Raw genomic sequence first — 23,217 nt, forward strand, 5'->3', positions numbered from 1 at the left:
CCCTCCTTCATATGGGCGCAGGACGAACGTACCACTACCCTTCACACAGACATTGAAGGCCCCTCGGGGAACGTGACCCAATATGATGTATCGTCTGAAATTTTTACCAATGGTCAGCCCGGCAAAAGTAAATACCTCCAGATGTCGCCGTGGAAAGCTATGCTGAGCGCTTCTTATGTGTTCAGGGAAACAGAAAATGTGACCCGCCAAAAAGGGTTTCTCACTGCGGATGTAGAATATGTAAACCACAAGGGGACCCGTTTTTCCGACAACAATAAAGAATCTTCCTCCTTATCCAAAGATTACAAAAAACAGCTGAACGAAGTGATCAAAGATGCTTACAAAGGTGCGTTCAACTTTCGGGTGGGTGGCGAATTGAAATTCAATATCATCATGGCGAGGCTTGGTTTTGCTTACTATGGCGATCCTTACAGGGATGTTCCCTTCAAAGCAAGCAAGATGCTGGCCAGCGGAGGCCTCGGCTACCGCAACAAAGGGTTCTTCATCGATCTTACTTATGTACAGCATCTTACAAAAGATGCGAACATGCCTTACGTGCTTTCGGGGCAGGATAACACTTTTGCCACTACAAGGGTGCAGCAAAGCAATGTGGTGGCTACGTTGGGCTGGAAGTTTTGATTCCTGAAGAAAAAAAACGCTGATTTAAAAGGATAAAATGATTGCGCTGATTGTTTTTACTCCCTAAAAACTTAAAATGCAGGTTATAAGAATTTGAATCTTGTAAAGTAGTTCCAAATTCTTATAAACTGCATTTCAGTTTCCTGCCTGCAGGAAACAATCTGTGCAATCCCCTGCATCCCTTTAAAATCTGCGATCCTTCTCTTCTCTTCGTCTTCTCTCTCCGCATTCTTAATTCTTAATTCTTAATTCTTAATTCTTAATTTTTAATTTTTAATTTTTCATTGAGCTGTTCCGCGGTTCCCCATTCAAACTCTTCATCCTTCTTAAACCACGTCATCTGCCGCTTGGCATAATGCCTGGTATTTTGTTGGATGAGTTCTATCGCCCTTGGCAAACTGATCTCATTATCCAGGAATGAGAAAATTTCTTTGTACCCCACTGTCTGCAGGGCATTCAGCTGTTTGTATGGTAATAATGACTCTGCTTCTTTCAGCAATCCTGCTTCCATCATCTGGTCTACCCGTTGATTGATGCGCCCGTACAGCACTTCCCTCGGCAATTCTATCGCCGCTTTGATGATATGGAAATCGCGTTTCTTTTTTTGCCCCGAGCGCAGAGACGTGATCGACAAACCCGTTGCCAGTTTCACTTCCAGCGCACGCATCACCCGCTGCGGATTGTGTATTTCGCCATGGGCAAAAAAAACGGGATCCTGTTCCTGGATGGTTTGCTGCAGCCATCCCATACCTTTTTCTTCATATTGGCGAATGATGTCCTGGCGGATGTTTTCATCAGAAGCTGGTATTTCATCCAATCCTTCACAAAAGGCTTTGATGTACAAGCCTGTTCCGCCAACCATTACAACAGTATCGTGTTTTTGAAAAAGCTCCTGCACTTTATCCAGGGCGTATCGTTCGTAATCCGCCGCTGAAAAACTTTCGTGTATGGAATGTGAAGCGATGAAATAATGAGGCACTTCCGCGAGTTCTTTTTCCGAAGGCCTGGCTACGCCGATGTTCAGCTCTTTATAACACTGGCGGCTATCCGCGGAAATTATTTCTGTATCGAAATGCCGGGCAATGTTGATCGCCAGGGAAGTTTTACCTGAAGCGGTGGGGCCGGCGATGATAATACAGGATTTCAATTAAGAATTAAAAATTAAAATTAAAATTAAGAATCAGGATCGAAGCTAAAAAAAGATCACGGATTTCAGATGGATGAAGGGGATTGCACAGATTGTTTCCTGCAAGCAGGAAACTGAAATGCAGTTTATAAAACTTTGAACTACTTCTTAAGTACAAAATCTTATAAACTGCATTTTCATTTTGCGGAGCAAAATAATCTGTGTAATCCCCTTCATCCATCTGAAATCCGTGATTATTATCTCCGCTTAGATCCATTTTTGTTAAAAGTCGTTTTCTTCCTGCGCATCGTCCTGTGTTTCCTCCGCATCATCGGTAGTTTCTCCTTCCTCCCCTTCATTTCCAAATCCTTCCCGTAGCGCATCGGGTTGCAGGTCGTACTTTTCTTCCATTTCAGCAAGTCGTTTATCCACGAGGCCTTTGGTGCCATATTGCGAAGGCGCCAATCCTTCCACACGGATGCAGACAGGATATACCAGCTTGGAGCTTTCTTCCTTATCCACCTGGATGAGTTCCACCATGAAATGCCAGTTCTTATTAAAATCGTATTCGTAGATGAATTTCTGGTTGGGATCTTTTATCTCGGTTCCGATAGCCGTTTCCGACATGATGAGCGGATCCACCCGATATGCTTTATCGTATTTTTCGAGCGATATTTCACGGCCACGCTGCCATGCATCATTACTGCGGTAAAAAGTGGCTTTATGTTTATTGTCAAACTCAAAGCTTTTCAAAATTGCCAGATGAAGATCCATGAAGGTCTGTGTATGCCTGATCGCCACATCCCTGTAAATACTTTCGTCTTCTTCCCAATAGGTCCTGAATCGTAAAATTGCCATATTGTAAAAATAGTCAATTAATGGATAATGGTAAAATTGATAATGGATAATGAGTTCATTCAGCAGAAAATACTTTAACCGTATGGAGGTAGCGTTAGCGAAAGAAGTTTGAAACGAAAAAATTATCCATTATCCATTTTACCATTATCCATTCCTGAGCCCAAGTTCTTGACCTTTCTTTATCATAAACTCAAACGCCTTTTCATAATCATTCGGTATTTCCCCGTCCAATATTGCATTGCGTATCGCATCCTTGATGATGCCCACCTGCTTCGAAGGCGGCAGGCTGAATTGCTGCATGATGATCTCGCCGGTGATCGGCGGCTGCCAGTTGCGGATATGATCACTCTCCTCCACTTCGGCGCAGCGGCGGCGCACGATCTCAAAATTTTCCAGGAAACGTTTTACTTTCTGCTTATTTTTTGAAGTGATATCCGCTTCGCAAAGCAGCATCAGCGAATCGATGTCTTCACCGGCGTCAAACAGCAACCGGCGTATAGCCGCATCCGTTATGTTCTCCCTGCTAAGGCTGATCGGCCTCAGATGCAGTTCTACCATTTTACGGACAAACAACATCTTCTCATTCTGCGGCAGCTTCAGCTGTGCAAATATTTTCGGCACCATCCTTCCCCCCACTACTTCATGCCCGTGAAACGTCCATCCATGTCCTTCTTCAAACTTTTTGGTATTCGGTTTCGCGATATCATGTAATACCGCGGCCCAGCGCAGCCAAAGGTCATCGGTGGTGCCGGCTATATTATCGACTACCTGTAAGGTGTGGTAAAAATTATCCTTATGTCCTAACCCATCAATGAATTCGGCTCCTGCCAGCGCCACCATCTGCGGGAAGATGAGTTGCAGCAGGCCTGTCTTATACAAAAGATCGAACCCGATGGAAGGTTTTTTGCTCAGCAATATCTTATTAAGTTCATCCGCAATGCGTTCCCTGCTGATGATCCTGATGCGGTCCTTGTTTTCGGCTATCGCCGCCAGCGTGGCGGCTTCAATGGTAAAACCGAGTTGTGTGGCAAAACGTATGCCCCGCATCATCCTCAACGGATCGTCGCTGAAAGTCTCGGACGGGGCCAATGGTGTACGGATGACCTTATTTTCGAGATCGCCCATGCCGTTGAACGGATCCACCAGTTTTCCGTATGTATCCGTTTGTAAACTGATAGCCATAGCGTTGATCGTAAAATCGCGGCGGTTCTGATCATCTTCCAGCGTACCCGGCTCCACCACGGGGTTGCGGCTGTCGCGGCTGTAACTTTCCTTACGGGCGCCTACAAATTCGAGTTCTACCCAATCGAGCTTTACCTGGGCCGTACCATAGTTTTTGAAAAAATTGACAGTGGGGTTACCGGGCAATGCCCCAGCCGTAGCATGCGCCAGGGCAATGCCATCGCCGATGCACACCACATCAATGTCTTTGGTAGGCCGTCCGAGGATCTTATCCCGCACAAAACCGCCGATCACATAACACTCTACCCCAATCCTGGCAGCGGCTGCCGCGATCGTATCAAATATTGAAAGTTCTTTATCCGTGCAATTGATATCCATAAAACGCAAAAGTAAGAGAATTACGAATGAGGAATTACGAATTACGAATGAATGAAGCGGAATCGGGGATCACGGATTTCAGGTGGATGAAGGGGATTACACAGATTATTTTGCTCCGCAAAATTAAATGCGCCCGCCTATATGTTGCCTGAAGTAATAAAATGTAATCTCTTACGACCTGCATTTCGGTTTCACGCCTGTGAAACAATCTGTGTAATCCCCTTCATCCACCTGAAATCTGTGATCACTATCCTGCTTTCAATAAATCCAATATCTCCATAATTCGACTTCATTTACCCATAATTGGCACCCTTTCTCCCGCAATTCAACATTCGTAATTAGTAATTCGTAATTTCTAATTGAATCCGGCATTAATATTGTCCTATTACTCATCCACTAAAAAATACCAGCATTACGCATTACTTTTGCCATTATGGCGAACTAATAAAACACTATGGAGAAAAAATTTTATATGCAGGGAAATGAGGAAGAAATGGAATTCATGCCCATTATTCCGCTGAATGATGATGAGGATGGAAGTTCAGAAGAATTGGTACTTCCCGACGATCTGCCGCTGCTTCCACTGAGAAATACCGTACTTTTTCCCGGCGTTGTGATCCCGATCACCGTGGGCAGGGACAAGAGCATAAAGGCCGTTACCGATGCTTACAAGGCTGACAAAGTGATAGGTGTGGTAGCGCAAAAAGACAGTAACATTGAAGAACCGACGGTGAGCGACCTGGAAAATATCGGGACGGTTGCCAAACTGGTCAAACTCATCAAAATGCCCGATGGCGGCACTACCATCATCATCCAGGGCCGCAAACGTTTCAAGATTGAAGAGATCACCGTGCAGGAGCCTTATTTTAAGGCAAAAGTGAAGATCCTGGAGGAAGAGACCATCAAAGGCGATCCGGATTTTGACGCCCTCGTGGGCAGTATCAAAGACCTGGCAGCCCAGATCATCGGCCTTTCGCCCAACCTTCCAAGCGAAGCGGGTATCATTTTGAAGAATATCGAAAACCCCTCGTTCCTCATTCATTTTGTGAGCAGCAACCTCAACAGCGATATCAAGCAGAAACAGCAATTGCTGGAGATCAGCAATATTAAAGCCCGTGCCGAGCTGCTGATGAACCTCATGCATACCGAGCTGCAATATGCAGAACTGAAGAATAAAGTGACGAACAAGACCCGTGCGGAGCTCGACAAGCAACAGCGTGAATACTTTCTGCAGCAGCAGATGAAAGCCATCAAAGATGAGCTGGGTGGCGATAATATGGCCGAAGTGAAGGAAATGCAGAAGAAAGCCGAAGGCAAAAAATGGAGCAGCGCGGCGAAGGATATGTTTACCAAAGGATTGGAAAAACTGGAGCGTATGCACCCTTCCACGCCGGATTATTCCGTGGTGTACAATCACCTGGACCTGATGCTGGATCTGCCCTGGGAAGAATATACCCAGGACTCTTACGACCTGAAAAAAGCCAAAAAAGTACTCGATCATGACCATTACGGCATGAACAAGATAAAAGAACGTATTCTGGAATACCTGGCGGTATTGAAGCTGAAAGGCGACATGAAAAGCCCGATCCTTTGTTTTATCGGTCCCCCGGGTATCGGTAAGACCAGCCTGGGTAAAAGCATCGCCGCGGCCATCAGCCGTAAATATGTCCGCGTAAGCCTTGGCGGATTGCATGATGAAAGTGAGATCCGCGGGCACCGCAAAACCTATATCGGCGCTATGCCGGGCCGTATCATCCAATCGATCCGCAAGGTAAAAAGCAGCAACCCTGTGATGATCCTCGATGAGATCGATAAAGTGGGCTCCGACCAGCGTGGCGACCCATCAAGCGCATTGCTGGAAGTACTGGATCCGGAACAAAACAATACGTTCTACGATAATTACCTCGAACTGGAATACGACCTGAGCAAAGTATTGTTCATCGCTACGGCCAACAACCTCAGCCAGATACAGCCTGCCCTCCGCGACAGGCTTGAGATCATCGACCTGAGCGGTTATGCCGTAGAAGAAAAGGTGGAAATCGCCCGCCGTCACCTCATCCCGAAGCAGAAAGAAATGCACGGGCTGAAACCTACCAGTTTCAAGATGAGTGATGCGGTGATCGAAAAGACCATCACGGAATATACCAGGGAAAGTGGTGTAAGGGAACTGGATCGCCAGCTGGCGAGCATCATGCGCTACCAGGCGAAAGAGCTGGTGATGAAAGGCAAGCTCAAACCCACCATCACCAATCATGATGTGGAAAAAATATTGGGCAAGAGCCGCTACAGCAACGAGTTATACAAAATGGCCAATATGCCCGGGGTGGCCGTGGGCCTGGCCTGGACCTATGTTGGCGGGGATATCTTATTCATCGAAACCCAGCTCACCGATGGCAAGGGCGACCTTACACTTACGGGCAACCTCGGCAATGTGATGAAAGAAAGCGCCAGTACCGCGTTCAGCTGGTTGAAGGCCAATGCTAAAAAAGCGGGGCTGGCACCGGATATTTTCAGCAAAAAGAATGTGCATATCCATGTGCCGGAAGGCGCCACGCCGAAAGACGGCCCAAGCGCCGGTATCACTATGATGACGGCCCTGGCAAGCGCTTTCAGCGAACGAAAGATACGGCCTTACCTGGCGATGACGGGAGAGATCACCCTTCGCGGGCAGGTGCTGCCGGTTGGCGGCATCAAGGAAAAAGTGCTGGCTGCCAAACGTTCGGGTATCAAGGAGATCATCATGTGCTGGCAGAATGAGAAAGATGTGGAGGAAATCAACCCGCATTTTATCAAAGGCATTAAATTCCACTACGTTAAAAACATGCTACAGGTGCTTGACCTGGCGCTCACATAATATTTTTTCCGCGGCAGCGAACCATTTGCCTGAAAAAAGCGTATTTACCTATACTATCGCAACTAATTTCATGTTGGTTGTTTTAAGGGTTAAAAGAAATTCCCGCGGATTCTTCCGGGGGAATTTTTTTGGGGTAAAGGGCTGAAGCCACGAATGCACGAATAATATGAGTTTTTAGAAATAGCCTGGCAGTTTGCGGATAAAGCAATCCTGCCCGGGCTATAAAACACTATGTTTTATCTGCTGTTTATTTCATCTTCATCTGTGCAAAATATGGATGTTCAGGATTTACGACCAATTCACGCCGATATGGATGAATCACAACATCCATATCTTCAAGAGGAATCGCACCTAACAACAATTCATTATCCCCAGGTAATACCATCGCATCTACCACGCACCTCCTGTTTTTAAACCTTACTTCTATCGGCCCGGCGATATCGTATTCCACTACGCTGCCATCCGCCAGTTGCCCCTTCCTTTTTTCGACAATTGAAAGCTGGAGTTGTTCCTGAATGGTTTCATTGATACACATATATACGCTGCCTGTATCCACCAGCATATTTACGTTCATGCGTTTCACTTCATCATGGCCTATCTGGTGGCGTTTCGCCATTCCCAGGTCGATAGCGTTTATCAATTCTATATCGGCATAAATAATTCCCATGCTTCAAAATTACCCGGTTTGCCCATCCGAAAGATAAAAAACCGGAGTTGTTTTCCTCTTAAATAGTTGCTTTTTTCCCTTCAAAAAACAGGTGATCATCACCGGTTGACCTTCAACTTTGCTGGTCTCCCTCCGGCAAAAGCGGATTATCGGGATCAGGTGAAGGAAGCTCTGGTTTATTCTTGAATACGTAATAATTGGTCACTTCGTCCAGAACCGGGAAGCGATGGCGTTTGCCCAACAGCTTTTGGGCTGCCTCCAATTCTTTTTTAATTCCTTCGATCCGGATCATGGCGAGTTCGGGTTTCTGTTTGAATACTTCCTTCAGCTGCTTTTCGGCCGCCATCTTTTCTACCATGTAGTTGTCGTAGGTATAGGTTGAGAGCGAATTAGCCCTGCGCATGTTAAATAACATAAACTGCACTTTCATCAGTACACGTCCTGCCTCGTTGAACTTTTGCGTCCAGGCCTGGATCTGCTTGTTCAGCCGGTGCATTTCGGCCTTGAGGTCGCCACAATAAATTGTAATATAGTCGCCGGAGGTCTCGCGATGCTGACTGGTGAGATCGTGGAAAAATTCTTCGTGAGCAGCCTGCAAATGCTGGCCGTTATTCTCACCTGATTTGTTTTGAAGTTGTATCAGCAGGCGATTGGCCCCTTCGGGCAACGGGCGCCTGCCGGTTTCAATCATAGAAACAGCGCTTTTGGAAAGCCCCAGCATTTCCGCCATCTGCAGCTGCGTGAACCCGTATGCCAGGCGATAAGCTTTTAAATTATAGATCATAAGGGAGGGTTTAGGGTGGATAGCCTCCACTAAATATCTGAAAAAAATCTGAAAAAAAATTTGTGAACTTTTTTTGTGGACTTCCAACAGGTCCACCGTGGAGGTCCACACACAATTGGTTGTTTTGCAAACACTTAAGTTTGTGGACTTTTGGCCAAAAACGACCAAAAAGCAGGTGAACTCAGGCATTTGTGGACTTTTTGTGGACTTCCATGGGTTTAGCCGGTAGCCGTATAAAAACGGCTATCCCCTATCAGCAAAAATCTGGCTAAAGTACAAGGCCCCGCAAAACGCCGGAATGCTGGTGAAACAGCACCCGCAGCCTTCAACTGGCGCTGCAGGCAGGTAAGAAACGCGCCGGCATTATAAAACCCGGTAGCATACATGCCCTGCGGCATAGCTTTGCCACTCACCTGCTCAATAACGGCACCGACATTATCCTGGTGATGAAACTGCTGGGGCACAACGACATAAAGACAACGCTTAGGTACCTGCATGTCACCAACCGGGATCTACTGAATATTGTCAGCCCGCTGGATAAACCGGACCTTGGTAAAGACATACTTGGGTAGATTGCCGAAATCCATAACGGCGTAAGTTTTATTGCGTAAATCTTTATAACTTGAATATTATTAATCGCTTGTGAATATTTACGAAAAAGGATGAAGGTGATGGAGTTTCGTATATTTATGAGTTGCCTGCCATACGGTGCGACATAACCAAATTCAACAGCTAGACTTTAAGGAATTTCATATGACGACAATAAGAATAGACAAGACACAGGGACATTTGGTTTTTGATTTGTTTGACAAATACAGAGTGTTTTACAAGCAACAATCAGATTTAGAAACTGCTAAGAAATTTATTCAGGAAAGACTTGACAACAACGAATCTATAATCTTCGTAACTCTTGACTTAGACAGACCAATAGGATTTACCCAGCTATATCCGAAATATTCTTCTGCCAGAGCTATAAAAAATTGGATACTTAACGACCTTTATGTTGACGTAGATTATAGAAAAAAAGGAATTGGCGAAAACCTAATTAAGACCGTACTGGACTTTGCCCGACAAAATGGTGCAAAATTCGTTGAACTATCAACAGCAGTTGACAACTATACTGCACAAAGTTTATACGAACAAGTAGGTTTTAAGAAGTTAGAACCCGAAACAGATTTTTTCACATATAGAATTAGTTTGACAGAATAATACGGCAGGCAATACTGTACAAAGCAACAAGCATTTTACAAAATCCGGACGGCAATCAGCGAAACACAGCTAATTGACAAAGAATAACTGACAATCGATACTAAATTCAGTTGGTCTTGACAGTACTGCTACCAACATGGGGATTTTATACAAGTTGGGCTTGACAAACTAAGCTTCAGCAAATTGCAAAGTCAGGCTTTGGTTCGGGGCTTGACAAACATTGTTCAACATTAGTTTTTAACTTCATCAAAATATTTAATCAGCAGCGGTTTGGGCAGACGGAATTCTAATTCCCAACCTGCATAAAACCCTGTTCGTTAGTAGCTATTATAAAATGACATACATACGACAATGAAACATATACTTTTAAACAGAGCATTTGAATACAGAAAACGTAAAGACATAAATCCGCCAAAGGACTATGTTTATAATTCTATCTTAGGTGCGTGGTTTAACATCACCAGCAAACTACCATTGATTTTTGCAGACGACTTCAAAGCTCAAGGAACAAAGAAATTAGACGTTGAAACAGGCGAAGACAATAAAGGACAATAAAAAACAAAAATTATGAAACACATCTTATTACAAAAAGCTCTGAAATACAAACAGAGAAAAAAAATTGAAGCCCCAAAGGGGTTTTCGTTTGACAGTTTGGTTGGTGCGTGGGTCAACAACATTGATAAGTCATTTCTAATTTTTGAGAAAGACTTCAAAGCATTGGGGACAAAAAAAGAAGACGTTGAAACAGGCGAAGACCAAAAAGGACAATAATGAAGTTTCCAAAAGTGTTGCTAATATCAAATCGTTTCGATTTTTCGACGGACTTTATTGCCGTTGAATTAGCCAATCAAGGCATTGACTTCATAAGAATTAATCGTGATGAGTTAAAAGACTACACGATTGACTTCGACCCTATCAAACCTGAATTAAAAGCAACATACAACGGTTATTCTTTTACAATTTCTACGGAACATCTAAAATCTATTTATTACCGTGCCCCAACATTTTTAAGAGACATTTTCCAAGAAGGGCTTTCGGAAGATGAACAGTTAATTAGAACGCAATGGGCAGCTTTCGTCCGTTCTTTGTGTGTATTTGAAAATGTAAAGTGGCTAAACAATCCGACTGACATATACAAAGCAGAGATAAAACCATATCAATTATTTATTGCAAACAAATTAGGAATTAAAATACCTAAGACAACTGTTTCAAATGTTACACAAAATTCGGACTTTGAATTTCAAGCAATAAAATCAATAGACACAGCTATTGTTAGTAGTGGAGAAAACGAAGGTTTTGTATATACTGAAATTTACAAAAAGAACGAATTGGAAGAAGTGAAATACACTTCACCATTTTTTATTCAACAAGGTTTAGTTCCTAAAACTGACATCAGAGTTACCGTTGTAGAAAACGACGTAGTTGCAATAAAGATTACAAGCGATAAAGAAATTAATGAAGATTGGAGAAGATTCAAAGACGAACTAACCTATTCCATATTTGAGCTACCAAAAGAAGTTAACGACTTTTGTATTAACTACACAAAAAAACTCAACTTGAATTTTGGTGCTATTGACTTGGTTATTCATAACAACGATTACTATTTCATTGAAATAAATGCAACAGGCGAATGGTCTTGGTTACAAAAAAATACAGGATATAATTTTGACAAACTAATTGTAAAGTCGTTAAATAATGTATAATATAAAATACTTCATATTGCAGCATATTTTCCCTGGGTTTTATGCTACACACGCAAACAAGATTGTTGCTAAAAACTATGACAAACAGCACAACTTTGACGTTGATTTAACCGCAATTACAGCAGGACAAGAAAAAGATTACATTGAACAGGTTAAGGCAGACATAAAAGAACAACACGACAGAAAAAAAATAATTGAAGATAAAGCCAAATCTCTTTTATTCATCATTACAGTATCAATTACAGCAATTACTTTCTCGTTGACTTATCTTAACAGCCTTGAAATAAATGTTCCTCAAACTATTGCTTTAATACTTTTGGGTGTAAGTATTTTATATTTTGTTTTAGGGACAATCAGGGCATTACAAACATTAAACATTAGAAAATTTCATGTCATCCAAACTGCAATAGAAATAACCGATGTCAACTACAAATTAACCGCAAAAAAAAACGATATTGATTTTCTCAAAGAATTGATTAAAAGCAAACAGCAAAATGATTTAATCAATATTCAATTATCAAACTATACCTACGCATCATTTACCTTAATCAGAAACGGAATTATTTTGTTTGTTTCTTTTTTTATAATGACAATTTTCGTTAGTTACTTATCTAAACAAAATAAAACCAAAGACACATATCCAATAAACAAGGAAATAAAAATAAAAATAAACGACTCAATTGACGTGAAAATACCTTACACTTTTGAGTTGAAATACGACATAAAAAATTTAAAAATTGACAAATAAGAAAAGAAATAAGAGCTGCTAACAGCACATTTGCAATAGGCGGGGTTTCGTGTTCCGCAGACAGTTTAGTGGTAGCCGAAAGTTTTGTGATCCACATCAACATTCGTGTTAAAATCCCGCCATCGAAAATCTGCAAAACGTGATATGCCATTTATGAGAGCCCCGAAACGAATCAAAACACTCTTAGAAAAAATTGAACATTGTGGACGAACAATCCGGATTTTCGATTTGGGCAACTTATTATTTCAATAACAAAGACCGGAGAGCACAATCCTAAACTATTCAATATGGAAGAAGAGGAGTTTTTAGAGAAGCTTAACGAGCTGGAAAAACAATTAAGTAGCAAATGAAGACAAACTTTAAAATTATTTCATTCATAGAGATAGAGTATAATGGTATAGAACTTGACTTACACAATAACTTTGACTTTATATCTGCAGATACAGAAATATCAGATAAGCGAATTTCTCTTCATTTTAGAAAATCAACCGGTGACTGGGCTATAAATACAGAATATCATAATCTTTATTTCATTCTTGACAATTATAATTTTCTTAAACAAATTGACGCTAATCCCGAATTTATAAAAGATGATTCTTGTCTTTCCGGAATAACATTCTTCGACAATGATTTTCGAGAAGAGGATTATGGACTTATTGAAAGAGAAATTCCGAATGAAAACGACGACATAATTTTCTCTTTTGAAAGTGAAAGACTAATAAGAGTGAATTGCGAGACTTTAACTTTAATAGCTCATTGAAAAACGGCATATTCATTGGGTTTCATGCAAGTTTGGCTCCACATTGTAACTTCTCTGATTGCAAATCCCAGCTTCAGTTCGGTCAGTCGAATATCTATGAGCTTTTGTTCTTAAATTCAACTTTAAATTTTCAACCACCAGCGGTTATGGGCGGACAATTGTAAAATACCTAACTTCGCTAAGCCCTGGCACGTTGGGCGAAATACACTCTTTAATTGTTTAAAAACTTTCTTAATACACTACGCCCAACAGCGTATTTACGAAATAAAAAAAAGGCAATTTACTTAGCAAATCGCCGTATTATGCACAAGCCAGTGGAACAGATAATGATTAACTATTTCACAAAGCCAGTTATCCAATTCCATTTAAACAATATTTATAAAAAGGATGATTTATAATTTAGCTAACCAGTTCAAAGACTTAAAAAACGAATTAGGCAATAATGAACTATTTGATATATACGCAAGGCATGATGATAATGAAGATTTAATTCAATCTCATCTTAACATTCAACTTATAGTATTAAATGGAGAAGACGGAGATGAATACCCTCAATTTACCTTTGGTCTGGATGATTCCTTCAAAGAATTGATAGAAACCACTTGGGGCAATATGATGCAGTATAAAGGTTCCTTCGAAAATGAAAATATTCGTGGCTCATATTCATTTAACCATCCCAGAGGATTTTTAGAAGAAGCCCCATGGCTTACTGATTTAGTAGAAAAAGACAACAAAGATTATGATATTATCAAAAACTTAAGAATTTTTGATAAGACTGCAGTAAAGTATCAATTTGGATGCATCAATTATCAAAAAGATTCTACAAAAGAAATTTTTGAAAATGAAATCTATTTATTTCACGATGAGCACTTAATTCATCTTAATTTAACTTTCAGAGAATATTTAAGTAGTTGTGTAGAATTAATGGCTTGTGAAAATTGGCAAATGTTGTTTGCTGATCCGAATGAAGTTTCAAGATATTCTAAAGAGTTAAGCCAACTAAAAATATCCTACAACTTACTTTCAAAGGTTTTTCCTGAAAAGGATTTTGAATTGTTCAGAAAAAAACTAATAGAGCATAAGCTTTAATAAAAGAATTCCAAATGAAGCCTGTGCATAACAAAACACGCCATGCCCACCAACCGCCCGTTAATTGTTGTACCTTTTATTGAGTCTTCTTAAGCTAACCTTAAGAAAGGACTAAGCCATTCCAAAATAACGTCACATCATCTTTGTAAAAAAATACAATTATGATTTTCTCAACACATCTGCATGCAATGGCAGTTCACTTCCCCATCGCTTTATTAATGGTGGCATTTTTATTTGAAGTGAAAAGCTACTTTTATAAAAAAGATTTTTTTTTCAATCAGCCTTTTACTTACTCGTACCAGGTATGCTGGGTACCGTAGTATCTTATCCTGCGGGTAATGCTGCCGGAGAAGGAATGAAGGAAGGTCCATTAAACAAGGCAATGGAACTACATGAGCAAGCAGCCATAATTTCGTTGTGGCTAACCATTATTACTACTTTGCTGTATGGAAGGATTTATTTCCTGAAATTCAACAAAGGTTGGCTAAGAATTATTGGCGTTTTACTTTTTACCGGAGTGACAGGCAGTATTGCCAGAACAGGATATTCAGGAGGACAATTAGTATACAAACACGGTGCAGGTGTAGAACTTGCTTTTCCGGATTTTTAAAGCCCCGTTGAGAAATAAGTACAACGGGTAATTTTTCTTTATCTTAACAACATGAGAATTTTTTTAGCAGAAGACGAAACAGCAATTGCAGGCTTTGTAAAAGAGGGCTTAGAAGAAGAAGGCTTTGCAGTTGATTTAGCTACCAATGGCAGAGAAGCTCTTGAGATGGCAATGACTAATTTGAAGGAGTATGATATTATACTGCTGGACTGGATGATGCCCGGCGTTAGCGGTATAGAAATCTGCAGAAATATCCGGAAAGAAAACAAAGCAATCCCTGTTATTTTTTTAACTGCTAAAGATACAGTTGATGATACTGTTTTTGGATTAGACGCCGGAGCCAATGATTATTTAAAAAAACCCTTTGCATTTGAAGAATTATTAGCCCGTATAAGGGTGCTGCTGCGGAATAAAACAGGGGAGCAAAATATTTTTGAATCCGGGAACATACTATTGAATGCAGAAGCTCACCAGGTTACAAAAAACGGGCAAGCCGTTGAACTCACCCAAAAAGAATTTGCATTATTAGAATACCTGCTGCGGAATAAAGGGAAGGTATGCAGACGTACAAGAATTATTGAAAAAATATGGGACATACATTTTGACAAAGACACTTCTGTTATTGATGTATTTATAAATGCACTACGAAAAAAGTTAGATACAAAAGATAGGGAATCATTCATTCAAACCATTCGTGGTGTAGGTTACCGTGTAAATGATAATTAATGAAACTTAGTTTTAAAAAACGTATTGCACTTTTTAATACACTTGCTGTAGCAATTACAACAGCTATAGTATTTGTTATTATCTATTTAGTTGTACATGCAAGTTCTTACCGCCATCTTGATAGCGATATTTTACTTGAAAAAGAAGAAATATTAAACACCCTTGACTGGAAAGCTGATAGTATCATCATCAACAAAATGCCCGAATGGGAAGAAGCTGAACATAAGAAAGTAGAAGTCAATCCAACTTTTATTCAAATAGTTGATAACAAGGATAAGATGATATTCAAATCGGCTAACTTACAATCGAATCATTTTTTATTTAACCCAAGCAACGAAAAAGGATATTTCTATAATACCCAGATTGATAAACAAAGACTTCGGCTTGGACAATTTCCTATTAAAAACGACGATGGAAAAATTATCGGTCAATTAACCGTTGGTGTTTCTCAACAGGAGTCATACTATGTATTGAACAATCTGCTTATTACCCTATGCATTTCTTTTCCAATTCTTTTAATGGTACTTTATTGGGTTATCTATTTTGCAGCTTCTAAAGCTATAGCACCAGTTAATCAGATAATTCGTGCCGCTTCAGGCATTACTGATTCAAACATAGACACCCGGTTACCATTGCCAGAAAATGAAGATGAGATATACCAGCTAGCAAGTACAATTAATGAATTACTGACCAGGATAGACAGCAGTATTCAGCAACAAAAACAATTTACCGCCGATGCTTCACATGAAATAAGGACACCGCTCGCCGCCATTCGTGGTACGCTGGAAGTATTGCTTCGCAAAAAAAGAGAGCCTGAGCAGTATGAAGAAAAAATAAAAGAAGTAATTAATCAAACAGACAGGCTTAATCACTTGCTCGACCAACTTTTGCAGCTTGCCCGTCTTGAATCTGGTTCGGTAAAAAAGGAACAACTTAATCTATATAAAATACTGAAAGAAGCCGAATTAAAATTCGACAAGCAAATTCAGCAGAAAGGAATGCTTGTAAGTATATCTGTTGCTGAATCCGTTTCGATACTTGCAGACAATTCTTTCTTTTCTGTAATCATAGATAATCTCGTTAGTAACGCTATAAAATACGGTGTTGTTAATGGAAAAATTAGTTTTAATTGGGTTAATGACACTCATACCCTATCTATTACAAATGACGGCACAGGAATTACGCAACAACAATTACCGCTATTATTTAACCGGTTTTATCGTACCGATAATTCAAGAAATTCCATGGTACCAGGCAACGGTTTGGGGCTTGCCATTGTAAAAAAACTGGCAGACCTGCAACATATTACAATCGCTGTTAGCAGTACTTTGGATAGCACTACATTTTCTCTGAAATTTCTACATAATCTTTAGCCAATCTTAAGAAACTGCAAAGGCAGATTAAAGGGCTGTAATAGCACCTTTGTTTTATAAATTATTCAAAAAACATATAAAACAAAGTAAAATGAAAAAGCTATTGATTATCCCGGTAACAATATTAGCCGCAGGAAGTATTTTTCTTGCTTCTTGTGGCAGCAATAATACAGATGCTGCAATGAAAGCCCCAGTACAGAATAATGCAGACACAGCCACCCAAAAGGCAACAAAAGAAAGTGGTGAAAATGAAGGAAAGGAGAACGAAGCAGAAGAGAATGAAAAAGATGAAAAGACTGCTATTGCGAAACCTGCAAGTTATGTAACCAACACTGATGCAAATGCAAAAAATACAGAAAACATGCAAGCTGCTTTCAAAGGTAAAACAACTGCCGGTGCAAAGTATGCCGCGTATTCAAAAAAAGCTGAGCAGGAAGGATACCATCAGATTGCTTTGCTGTTTAAGGCAGCCTCAACCGCAGAAAATATTCATGCCAGGAATCATAAAGCTGTATTGCAGGAATCTGGAGTAAGTGTTCCGGTTATCAAACCTGAGTTTACTGTTAAAACGACTAAAGAAAATTTACAGGATGCAGTTACAGGGGAAACTTACGAGGCGACAACTATGTATCCTGATTTTTTAACGGCTGCCAACGAAGCCGGTAATCAATTAGCCATGATTAGTTTAAACTATGCTTATAAAACAGAGAAAAAGCATAAAGTGTTTTATGAAGCAGCATTAACTGCTTTGCAAAACAATACAGTAAAATCCTTGCCGACAGTGTTTTATGTTTGCCCTACCTGTGGCAATACTTACGAAACAACAGCACCTGCCCGTTGTGGAATTTCAATGACAAGCGGTGAGAAATTCATAAAAATTACTTCACTTTAAAATTTATAACTATGAGCCAGGTACATTTGCATTTGCTTATCACACATCTTCCGGTTTTCGGTTCTATATTGGGTGCCCTTGTATTGGGGTATGGACTTTGGGTAAAAAGTAACCAAACAAAAAATGCGGCATATTTTATTTTCATTATTTCGGCAATTGGTGCAGGTATAGCTTATTTTACAGGTGAAGGTGCCGAAGAAGCAGTAGAAAATATTCAAGGTGTATCAGAAAATATGATAGAGCTGCATGAAGATGCTGCGATGTATGCTTTGATTAGTTTGATTGCATTAGGGGCCATGTCAATAATTGCCTTGGCAGTAAGCCGTTTTAAAAATTCGTTGATAAAATCAACATCCATAGTGGTCCTTATTATTTCGCTTGTAAGTTTTGGATTGGTTGCCAGAACAGGCTACCTTGGCGGACAGATAAGACACACTGAAATTACCAACGGTGCCATACAAAGCAATGGTAGTGCCGAAGGGGGAGAAAAGGATAATGATTAACAACACAGCCCAGTTTTAATATTCAGATATCACAAAATGAATCCTTCTTAAGATTGAGGGATTCATTTTACATTTTAAAATCAATAATTAAATAATGGCTACTCTTTCAACTAAAAACCTTCAAACAGAAGTAGATGCTTGCTTTCTGTACAATAAATTGGCAGATGCCGAAACAGATGAAACGGTTGCAAATGTTTTCAGGCAAATGAGTGCTATTGAAAAAAGTCATGCGGAAGCATTTTTTTCAAAAATGCTTCCAGATTCAATTACAGAATTTCCACCACCATCATTCCGGGCAAAGGCGCTTAATACTATCGGCAAAGTTTTTGGTTATGATTATGTGTTAGGAGTATTGATGGATACTGAAAAAAGTATTTCCTCTGCCGTTATTAATGCCAAAAATAAAAACAAGCTACCTATTACTGGCAGCGAAACCAATCATGTAAAAATCCTGCGTTCACTTTTAGAAAATGAATCTAAAGTTACAGGAAGTAATGTGGCAAAATTTGAAAGCAGGCACCGCTCTGTTGGTGGCAATGCATTAAGGGCTGCAGTACTGGGTGGAAATGACGGGTTGGTTTCTAATTTTAGTTTGGTGATGGGGATTGCCGGGGCAACCGCAGGCGGTTCAGGTGTTTTGTTAGCTGGTGTTGCAGGGCTATTAGCTGGTGCATTATCAATGGCTTTAGGTGAATGGATTTCTGTTAAAAGTTCACAGGAATTGCATGAAAACCAGATGCAGTTGGAAATGGATGAACTGGAAACAAATCCCGAAGGAGAACAAAAAGAGCTGGCATTAATTTATATTGCCAAAGGCATACCGGAAGACCAGGCGAATGCAATGGCGGCTGAAATTATGCTGGATAAAAATCATGCACATGAAATATTGGTTAAAGAAGAATTGGGCATCAATGCAGAAGAACTGAAAGGCTCTGCTATGGAAGCTGCTGTTTATTCTTTTATACTTTTTGCTATTGGTGCAGTAATACCAGTGATTCCTTTTATGTTTACAAGTGGCATTACTGCAATAATTATCAGTGTTATCAGTAGTGCAGCAGGTTTATTTTTAATTGGCACGGCTATCACCTTGTTTACAGGTAAAAGTATCTGGTTCTCTGGTTTCCGACAGGTAATATTTGGTTTGATTGCAGCAGCTATAACATTTGGTATTGGTAAATTGATTGGGGTTTCATTGACGGGATAATGTTATCGAATATATGTATGCCCCGTGCTGAAACAGGTTGACTAAAAATCAACCATTATGGGCTTGAAAGAACTGATTATTTTAGAGCACCTGAAGCAAGGCTGCGGGTATCGTAAACTCAAGGCAAGTATGGCATCAACCGTACTACTATTTGTAAACGGGTGCAGATTTACCCGGGTATTCACGATGTTCCCCGAACTTATAAACAGGTAAAACATTACATTCGGGAGATGAATGATCCGGATAAAAAAGAGCTCCCAAAAAGGAAGTGCCACAGGATGATTTACTAAAAAAATTGCTGCACTTGAAAAACAGTCAGAGTGGGAAAAGCTGCCATTTGTTGTCTGCTTGGCTATTCTCCACAATTATGTTGACAAAATATTCCTGGGTTGGGTAATCCTCGGATAAATGGGCAGTTAGCTTAAGTTTATTGACACCATTAACAGCTACCGCAAAAGTATTTTCAAAGGGCGAAAGACGAAATAAAGATTCCACATTAAATCTTTTATGCACCTCCAAAAAGATCAGATTAAACTATTTGCCTAAAAAGCTGTCTGAGTCCGTAAATCTTAAAATGAAGTCTTTAACACCAATTCTAACTTTCTTGCTTTTTACGTTCGTTTCCTGCTCCAAAGAGGATAAAAACCAACCCGTTCAACCTCCTGTTTATGTAGATGATGATCTGGCAGGCCCAATTTCACGGCCACTCACAGGATACGGTTCCGATGGCAGTTATACCGTTGCCAAAGTCACTTTCCCAAGTCCGTTATACAGTGGCAAAAATGTTGAAATATTTTACCCGCAGGGTATCACTTCACCAAAACCCACGATATTTTATTCCCATCCTTATGGTGGTGAAGAAAGTGCTTACAATATAGGCTTATATGAGTTCATTGCTAAAAAAGGGTATGTGGTGGTTTTTGCACCTTATCCAACCACAGGCGTAACAATCGATGAAAGGTATAATACCTTATGGCAAAGTTTTAAAAAGGCTGCAACCGATTATCCCAATATAATTAATACGACGAAAGTTGGTTTTATGGGACATTCATTTGGCGGTGGTGCATCCTTCGCGTTGGCCCACCGGGCTTTTGTAGATGAAGGCTGGGGTGAAAACGGACGCTTTATTTTTGCCATGGCACAATGGTATTCTTACCAGATTACACAGGCCGAATTACAAAGTTTTCCGGCAAACACCAAATTGATTACCGAGGTATATGATGATGATGTAACGAACGACCATCGAATGGCGATTGACATGTTCAGGAATATTAATATTGCAAATTCTGAAAAAGATTTCATCCTGATCAAAAAATCTGTTTTACCAGGCTTTACCTACACTGCCGAACATAATTTACCAAATACACAATCGTCTTACGATGCTTATGACTATTATGGAATTTACAGGCTGCTTGATGCCATGATTGACTATAGTTTTAATGGAAACCCGGCAGCCAAAAATGTAGCATTGGGAAATGGTTCAGCAGAACAAATAACAATGCCTAGTTATAACGGACAAGTACTATCGCCACTGGTAGTAACCGACAATCCGGTGCCACTATATCCACAAAGCAAATATTCTTTTCAATGTGGATCTTCAAATAATCCAAGGATCGTAAATTGTAATTAAAAAGAAACAGGGCGAACGCACGACATTCGTATTTCCAATAGTGGGGCCGGACATTTAAGCAAATCAAATAAGCACATAGAAAAAATCAAAACGAAAAAAAAGGCTGCATCGGCAATATGGCGCTGACGGAACTTTAATCAACAATTGTATCTACTCAATAACAAATTTATACCCCCTGCCATGTACGTTAATAAATTTCAAGGAACTATCATCGCTTAATTTCTTACGTAATTTAGACACCAGGACATCCACATTTCTACTGATCACCACTACCCCTTCATCTTCCCAGATCTCTTTCATCAATTTTTCCCTTTCTACTACCTGATCGATGTTTTCTGCAAATATTTTCAGCGCTTTTGTTTCTTTTTCCGAAAGCGAAATCGTCGTATGCTCAGCTTTAAGAACATTATCGGCTGCATAAAACCTGAAATTTCCTAATTGTATATGGTCACTATTATCGAACATGGGGGCTTTAGCTTCTTTTTTCCTGAACCCGTTTTTTACATAAAAAGCAACAAGCGCCAAAGGAACGATCAGCAGCAATAACCAAAAGAAATTAAACTTATTTTTCTTCAAAAGCTCAATTTCAATCACATAACAACCAACGTCCAGTGTACGGCCCCGGCAAGGTGTTAAATCACCTGTCCGGCTGTTTATTTCGAATGCAAAGACTGTTTCATTTTCTTTACAATTTCTCAGGCTCACTATATAATCGTTTGCCAGGGCATTTTTTTGAAATGTTCGTTGAACCAAATTGATGAGTGAGTCTGAAATAAAACGGAAGTCGTTCTTAAAGGATACCTGGTAAATATTTTCCTTCAATTTCTTCACCGGCAGCACCCGTGATGAAGAATCTTTAGCGGTAAGCAAAAGTTGATGCCCCAGGTCACGTAATACCACTTCTACATGCTTTTCAGGGATACCATCCTTTTTATTGACAAATGCAACAGCAGGGATCAAAATAGCAATTATAGTGATTGAGCATGCGAAGAGAATAAATGGCTTCATGGAGGCAAAAATAACCTATTAAACCTCCGCTTTCAGTGGGTTTACAAACGTTTTACACATGCTTTACAACTTTTTACTATAAAAAAGCCGCGGACCAATTGACAACCGATAGCTTTATTCTATTATTTCACCCCATCAATTATAGTCATGAAAACCTCCGGATTTTCTTTTGTGCTATACATCCCGATCATTGCGGGACTCCTGTTTAACCTCCTTTCCTGCAACCAGGCGCCGGAATTTGTACAGGCATCCCTGCTCCCCGATAGCCTGCAAACTCACAAAATGGATAGGCCCGGGACTGCAGACATCGTTTTCAGATCCACAAATGGCGGACAAACCTGGGAGGATATCAGCAAAGGGCTACCGGAAAATCTGAGTGAAGATAGCATCCGCGGAAATAGCTTCTTTGCAGATAATAAAGGGCTTTTTTTACGGGTTGGGAACGAACTCTACCTCAGTACACCAGATGCCACAGCTCCTTTTTGGGCCAGAGAGATCTTCCCTGCGGAACATAGCAGCTTTGCCAACGGTAAGTCCGGGATAGCTGCCAGTAAATACTGGGGGGTAAACTTGAAAAAAACGAACGGAACGGGTGTATGGTCGCCGATATTCGACCATTTTTCAGAACCCCGGATACGCGGCGTTTTTGAGACTGCCGGAGGTGCGATTTTCATCGGCACCGACAAGGGCCTTTTTAAAACTACCAACAGCGGAAAAACCTGGAAACATGTCTATGCGGGAGGCTGGGCAGGAAATCTGGCTGAGTCGGATGGCGTACTGGTGTCGACCAGTAAGCGAAGGATCATAAGATCGACCGATAACGGTGAGAACTGGGCGCTGGTGACCGATGAGGATGGTATAACCTGGGATGTAAAACAGGTCAAAGGTGGATTTGCCGCTATTACTTCCGTTTCAGCATCGGATACCAGGAGGTTAAGGACATCCTACGATGGCGGTAAAACCTGGCAGTACATTGATGCCGGTCATCAGGACAAAGCTTTTGCTGATTTAATATGGCAGACCTGGAATGATCGTCCTCGTCCGCAAATGTTCATGACTTCAATTATCCAGGTTGGTGAAAACTTCTTTTGTGCCCATCCTGAAGGCATTTTCAGATCTTCAGACAAGGGAACCACATGGAAACTGTTGCTTCCTGCTTTAAAAGGTAAAGTCTTCAATCTGTCTTTTTCAGGGAACGTAATCTATGCCATCCCCGGAAATACAGGATGCTAAAGCGTTTTACAATGTTTGGGCATGCCCGAAGGTAAAAGCGT

The 23,217-nt window shown here is 40.5% G+C and carries 24 protein-coding genes and 1 pseudogene; 19 read left to right on the forward strand and 6 right to left on the reverse strand.

What is annotated here, in order from left to right; all coding sequences use genetic code 11:
* Window positions 1-639, forward strand: a pseudogene (locus EGI32_RS08620) (aromatic hydrocarbon degradation protein); the annotation flags it as partial.
* A 259-nt stretch (window positions 640-898) separates the two neighbouring features.
* Here the strand turns inward: EGI32_RS08620 and miaA are convergent.
* The 3 genes from miaA to EGI32_RS08635 all read right to left on the reverse strand — a co-directional run bounded on the left by miaA (window position 899) and on the right by EGI32_RS08635 (window position 4,183).
* Window positions 899-1,786, reverse strand: coding sequence for a tRNA (adenosine(37)-N6)-dimethylallyltransferase MiaA (gene miaA, locus EGI32_RS08625; RefSeq protein ID WP_255154989.1), 888 nt, complete (start codon window positions 1,784-1,786; stop codon window positions 899-901).
* Between the two features lie 261 nt (window positions 1,787-2,047).
* A complete protein-coding gene (locus EGI32_RS08630) occupies window positions 2,048-2,623 on the reverse strand; it encodes a plasmid pRiA4b ORF-3 family protein (RefSeq protein ID WP_255154990.1) in 576 nt (191 codons plus the stop codon).
* 144 nt (window positions 2,624-2,767) lie between these two features.
* Window positions 2,768-4,183, reverse strand: a complete 1,416-nt coding sequence (locus EGI32_RS08635) for a CCA tRNA nucleotidyltransferase (protein ID WP_255154991.1) — start codon at window positions 4,181-4,183, stop codon at window positions 2,768-2,770.
* A 454-nt stretch (window positions 4,184-4,637) separates the two neighbouring features.
* On the opposite strand from EGI32_RS08635, the gene lon reads away from it, so the two are divergent.
* Window positions 4,638-7,037 carry an endopeptidase La gene (lon, locus tag EGI32_RS08640; RefSeq protein WP_255154992.1) on the forward strand — a complete coding sequence of 800 codons (2,400 nt, stop codon included), beginning with the start codon at window positions 4,638-4,640 and terminating at the stop codon, window positions 7,035-7,037.
* Between the two features lie 247 nt (window positions 7,038-7,284).
* On the opposite strand, the gene EGI32_RS08645 is transcribed toward lon, so the two are convergent.
* Both EGI32_RS08645 and EGI32_RS08650 read right to left on the reverse strand, forming a co-directional pair.
* Entirely contained in the window at window positions 7,285-7,704 is a 420-nt protein-coding gene (locus tag EGI32_RS08645; protein WP_255154993.1) for a clan AA aspartic protease, read from the reverse strand.
* Window positions 7,705-7,816: 112 nt separating this feature from the next.
* Window positions 7,817-8,488 (reverse strand): helix-turn-helix transcriptional regulator, encoded by a 672-nt coding sequence (locus EGI32_RS08650; protein WP_255154994.1) that lies wholly within the window; start codon window positions 8,486-8,488, stop codon window positions 7,817-7,819.
* 365 nt (window positions 8,489-8,853) lie between these two features.
* Between EGI32_RS08650 and EGI32_RS21305 the strand changes: the two genes are divergently transcribed.
* The 16 genes from EGI32_RS21305 to EGI32_RS08725 all read left to right on the forward strand — a co-directional run bounded on the left by EGI32_RS21305 (window position 8,854) and on the right by EGI32_RS08725 (window position 20,935).
* Window positions 8,854-9,060, forward strand: a complete 207-nt coding sequence (locus tag EGI32_RS21305; protein WP_369681642.1) for a tyrosine-type recombinase/integrase — start codon at window positions 8,854-8,856, stop codon at window positions 9,058-9,060.
* A 181-nt stretch (window positions 9,061-9,241) separates the two neighbouring features.
* Window positions 9,242-9,697 (forward strand): GNAT family N-acetyltransferase, encoded by a 456-nt coding sequence (locus EGI32_RS08660; protein ID WP_255154996.1) that lies wholly within the window; start codon window positions 9,242-9,244, stop codon window positions 9,695-9,697.
* A 351-nt stretch (window positions 9,698-10,048) separates the two neighbouring features.
* Window positions 10,049-10,252: a hypothetical protein gene (locus tag EGI32_RS08665; protein ID WP_255154997.1), complete on the forward strand. Its 204-nt coding sequence runs from the start codon at window positions 10,049-10,051 to the stop codon at window positions 10,250-10,252.
* Between the two features lie 12 nt (window positions 10,253-10,264).
* Complete coding sequence (locus EGI32_RS08670) at window positions 10,265-10,468, forward strand: hypothetical protein (protein ID WP_255154998.1); 204 nt, start codon at window positions 10,265-10,267, stop codon at window positions 10,466-10,468.
* Entirely contained in the window at window positions 10,468-11,400 is a 933-nt protein-coding gene (locus EGI32_RS08675; RefSeq protein WP_255154999.1) for a RimK family alpha-L-glutamate ligase, read from the forward strand. The genes EGI32_RS08670 and EGI32_RS08675 overlap by 1 nt, the downstream gene beginning before the upstream one ends.
* A gap of 16 nt (window positions 11,401-11,416) precedes the next feature.
* The gene (locus tag EGI32_RS08680; protein ID WP_255155000.1) at window positions 11,417-12,148 is read left to right on the forward strand and encodes a hypothetical protein; all 732 of its coding nucleotides are present in this window, start codon (window positions 11,417-11,419) and stop codon (window positions 12,146-12,148) included.
* A gap of 346 nt (window positions 12,149-12,494) precedes the next feature.
* Window positions 12,495-12,908, forward strand: coding sequence for a hypothetical protein (locus tag EGI32_RS08685; protein ID WP_255155001.1), 414 nt, complete (start codon window positions 12,495-12,497; stop codon window positions 12,906-12,908).
* Between the two features lie 387 nt (window positions 12,909-13,295).
* Window positions 13,296-13,997 carry a hypothetical protein gene (locus EGI32_RS08690; RefSeq protein ID WP_255155002.1) on the forward strand — a complete coding sequence of 234 codons (702 nt, stop codon included), beginning with the start codon at window positions 13,296-13,298 and terminating at the stop codon, window positions 13,995-13,997.
* A gap of 188 nt (window positions 13,998-14,185) precedes the next feature.
* Complete coding sequence (locus EGI32_RS21310) at window positions 14,186-14,317, forward strand: hypothetical protein (RefSeq protein WP_369681643.1); 132 nt, start codon at window positions 14,186-14,188, stop codon at window positions 14,315-14,317.
* A complete protein-coding gene (locus EGI32_RS08695; protein ID WP_255155003.1) occupies window positions 14,302-14,607 on the forward strand; it encodes a hypothetical protein in 306 nt (101 codons plus the stop codon). The genes EGI32_RS21310 and EGI32_RS08695 overlap by 16 nt, the downstream gene beginning before the upstream one ends.
* Window positions 14,608-14,658: 51 nt before the next feature.
* Entirely contained in the window at window positions 14,659-15,333 is a 675-nt protein-coding gene (locus EGI32_RS08700) for a response regulator transcription factor (RefSeq protein ID WP_255155004.1), read from the forward strand.
* Window positions 15,333-16,706 carry a cell wall metabolism sensor histidine kinase WalK gene (locus EGI32_RS08705; RefSeq protein WP_255155005.1) on the forward strand — a complete coding sequence of 458 codons (1,374 nt, stop codon included), beginning with the start codon at window positions 15,333-15,335 and terminating at the stop codon, window positions 16,704-16,706. The genes EGI32_RS08700 and EGI32_RS08705 overlap by 1 nt, the downstream gene beginning before the upstream one ends.
* Window positions 16,707-16,797: 91 nt before the next feature.
* Window positions 16,798-17,598, forward strand: a complete 801-nt coding sequence (locus EGI32_RS08710; protein WP_255155006.1) for a rubrerythrin family protein — start codon at window positions 16,798-16,800, stop codon at window positions 17,596-17,598.
* An 11-nt stretch (window positions 17,599-17,609) separates the two neighbouring features.
* A complete protein-coding gene (locus EGI32_RS08715; protein ID WP_255155007.1) occupies window positions 17,610-18,101 on the forward strand; it encodes a hypothetical protein in 492 nt (163 codons plus the stop codon).
* A gap of 94 nt (window positions 18,102-18,195) precedes the next feature.
* A complete protein-coding gene (locus EGI32_RS08720; RefSeq protein WP_255155008.1) occupies window positions 18,196-19,305 on the forward strand; it encodes a VIT1/CCC1 transporter family protein in 1,110 nt (369 codons plus the stop codon).
* Window positions 19,306-19,879: 574 nt separating this feature from the next.
* Entirely contained in the window at window positions 19,880-20,935 is a 1,056-nt protein-coding gene (locus tag EGI32_RS08725) for an alpha/beta hydrolase (protein ID WP_255155009.1), read from the forward strand.
* A gap of 150 nt (window positions 20,936-21,085) precedes the next feature.
* Here the strand turns inward: EGI32_RS08725 and EGI32_RS08730 are convergent, their stop codons facing one another.
* Window positions 21,086-21,895, reverse strand: a complete 810-nt coding sequence (locus EGI32_RS08730) for a helix-turn-helix domain-containing protein (protein WP_255155010.1) — start codon at window positions 21,893-21,895, stop codon at window positions 21,086-21,088.
* A 195-nt stretch (window positions 21,896-22,090) separates the two neighbouring features.
* Here EGI32_RS08730 and EGI32_RS08735 point away from each other — a divergent pair, with 195 nt between their 5' ends.
* Window positions 22,091-23,176 (forward strand): sialidase family protein, encoded by a 1,086-nt coding sequence (locus EGI32_RS08735; RefSeq protein WP_255155011.1) that lies wholly within the window; start codon window positions 22,091-22,093, stop codon window positions 23,174-23,176.
* The last annotated feature ends 41 nt before the right edge of the window (window positions 23,177-23,217 follow it).

This window comes from Ferruginibacter sp. HRS2-29, from assembly GCF_024343615.1.
Lineage (GTDB): Bacteria > Bacteroidota > Bacteroidia > Chitinophagales > Chitinophagaceae > Ferruginibacter.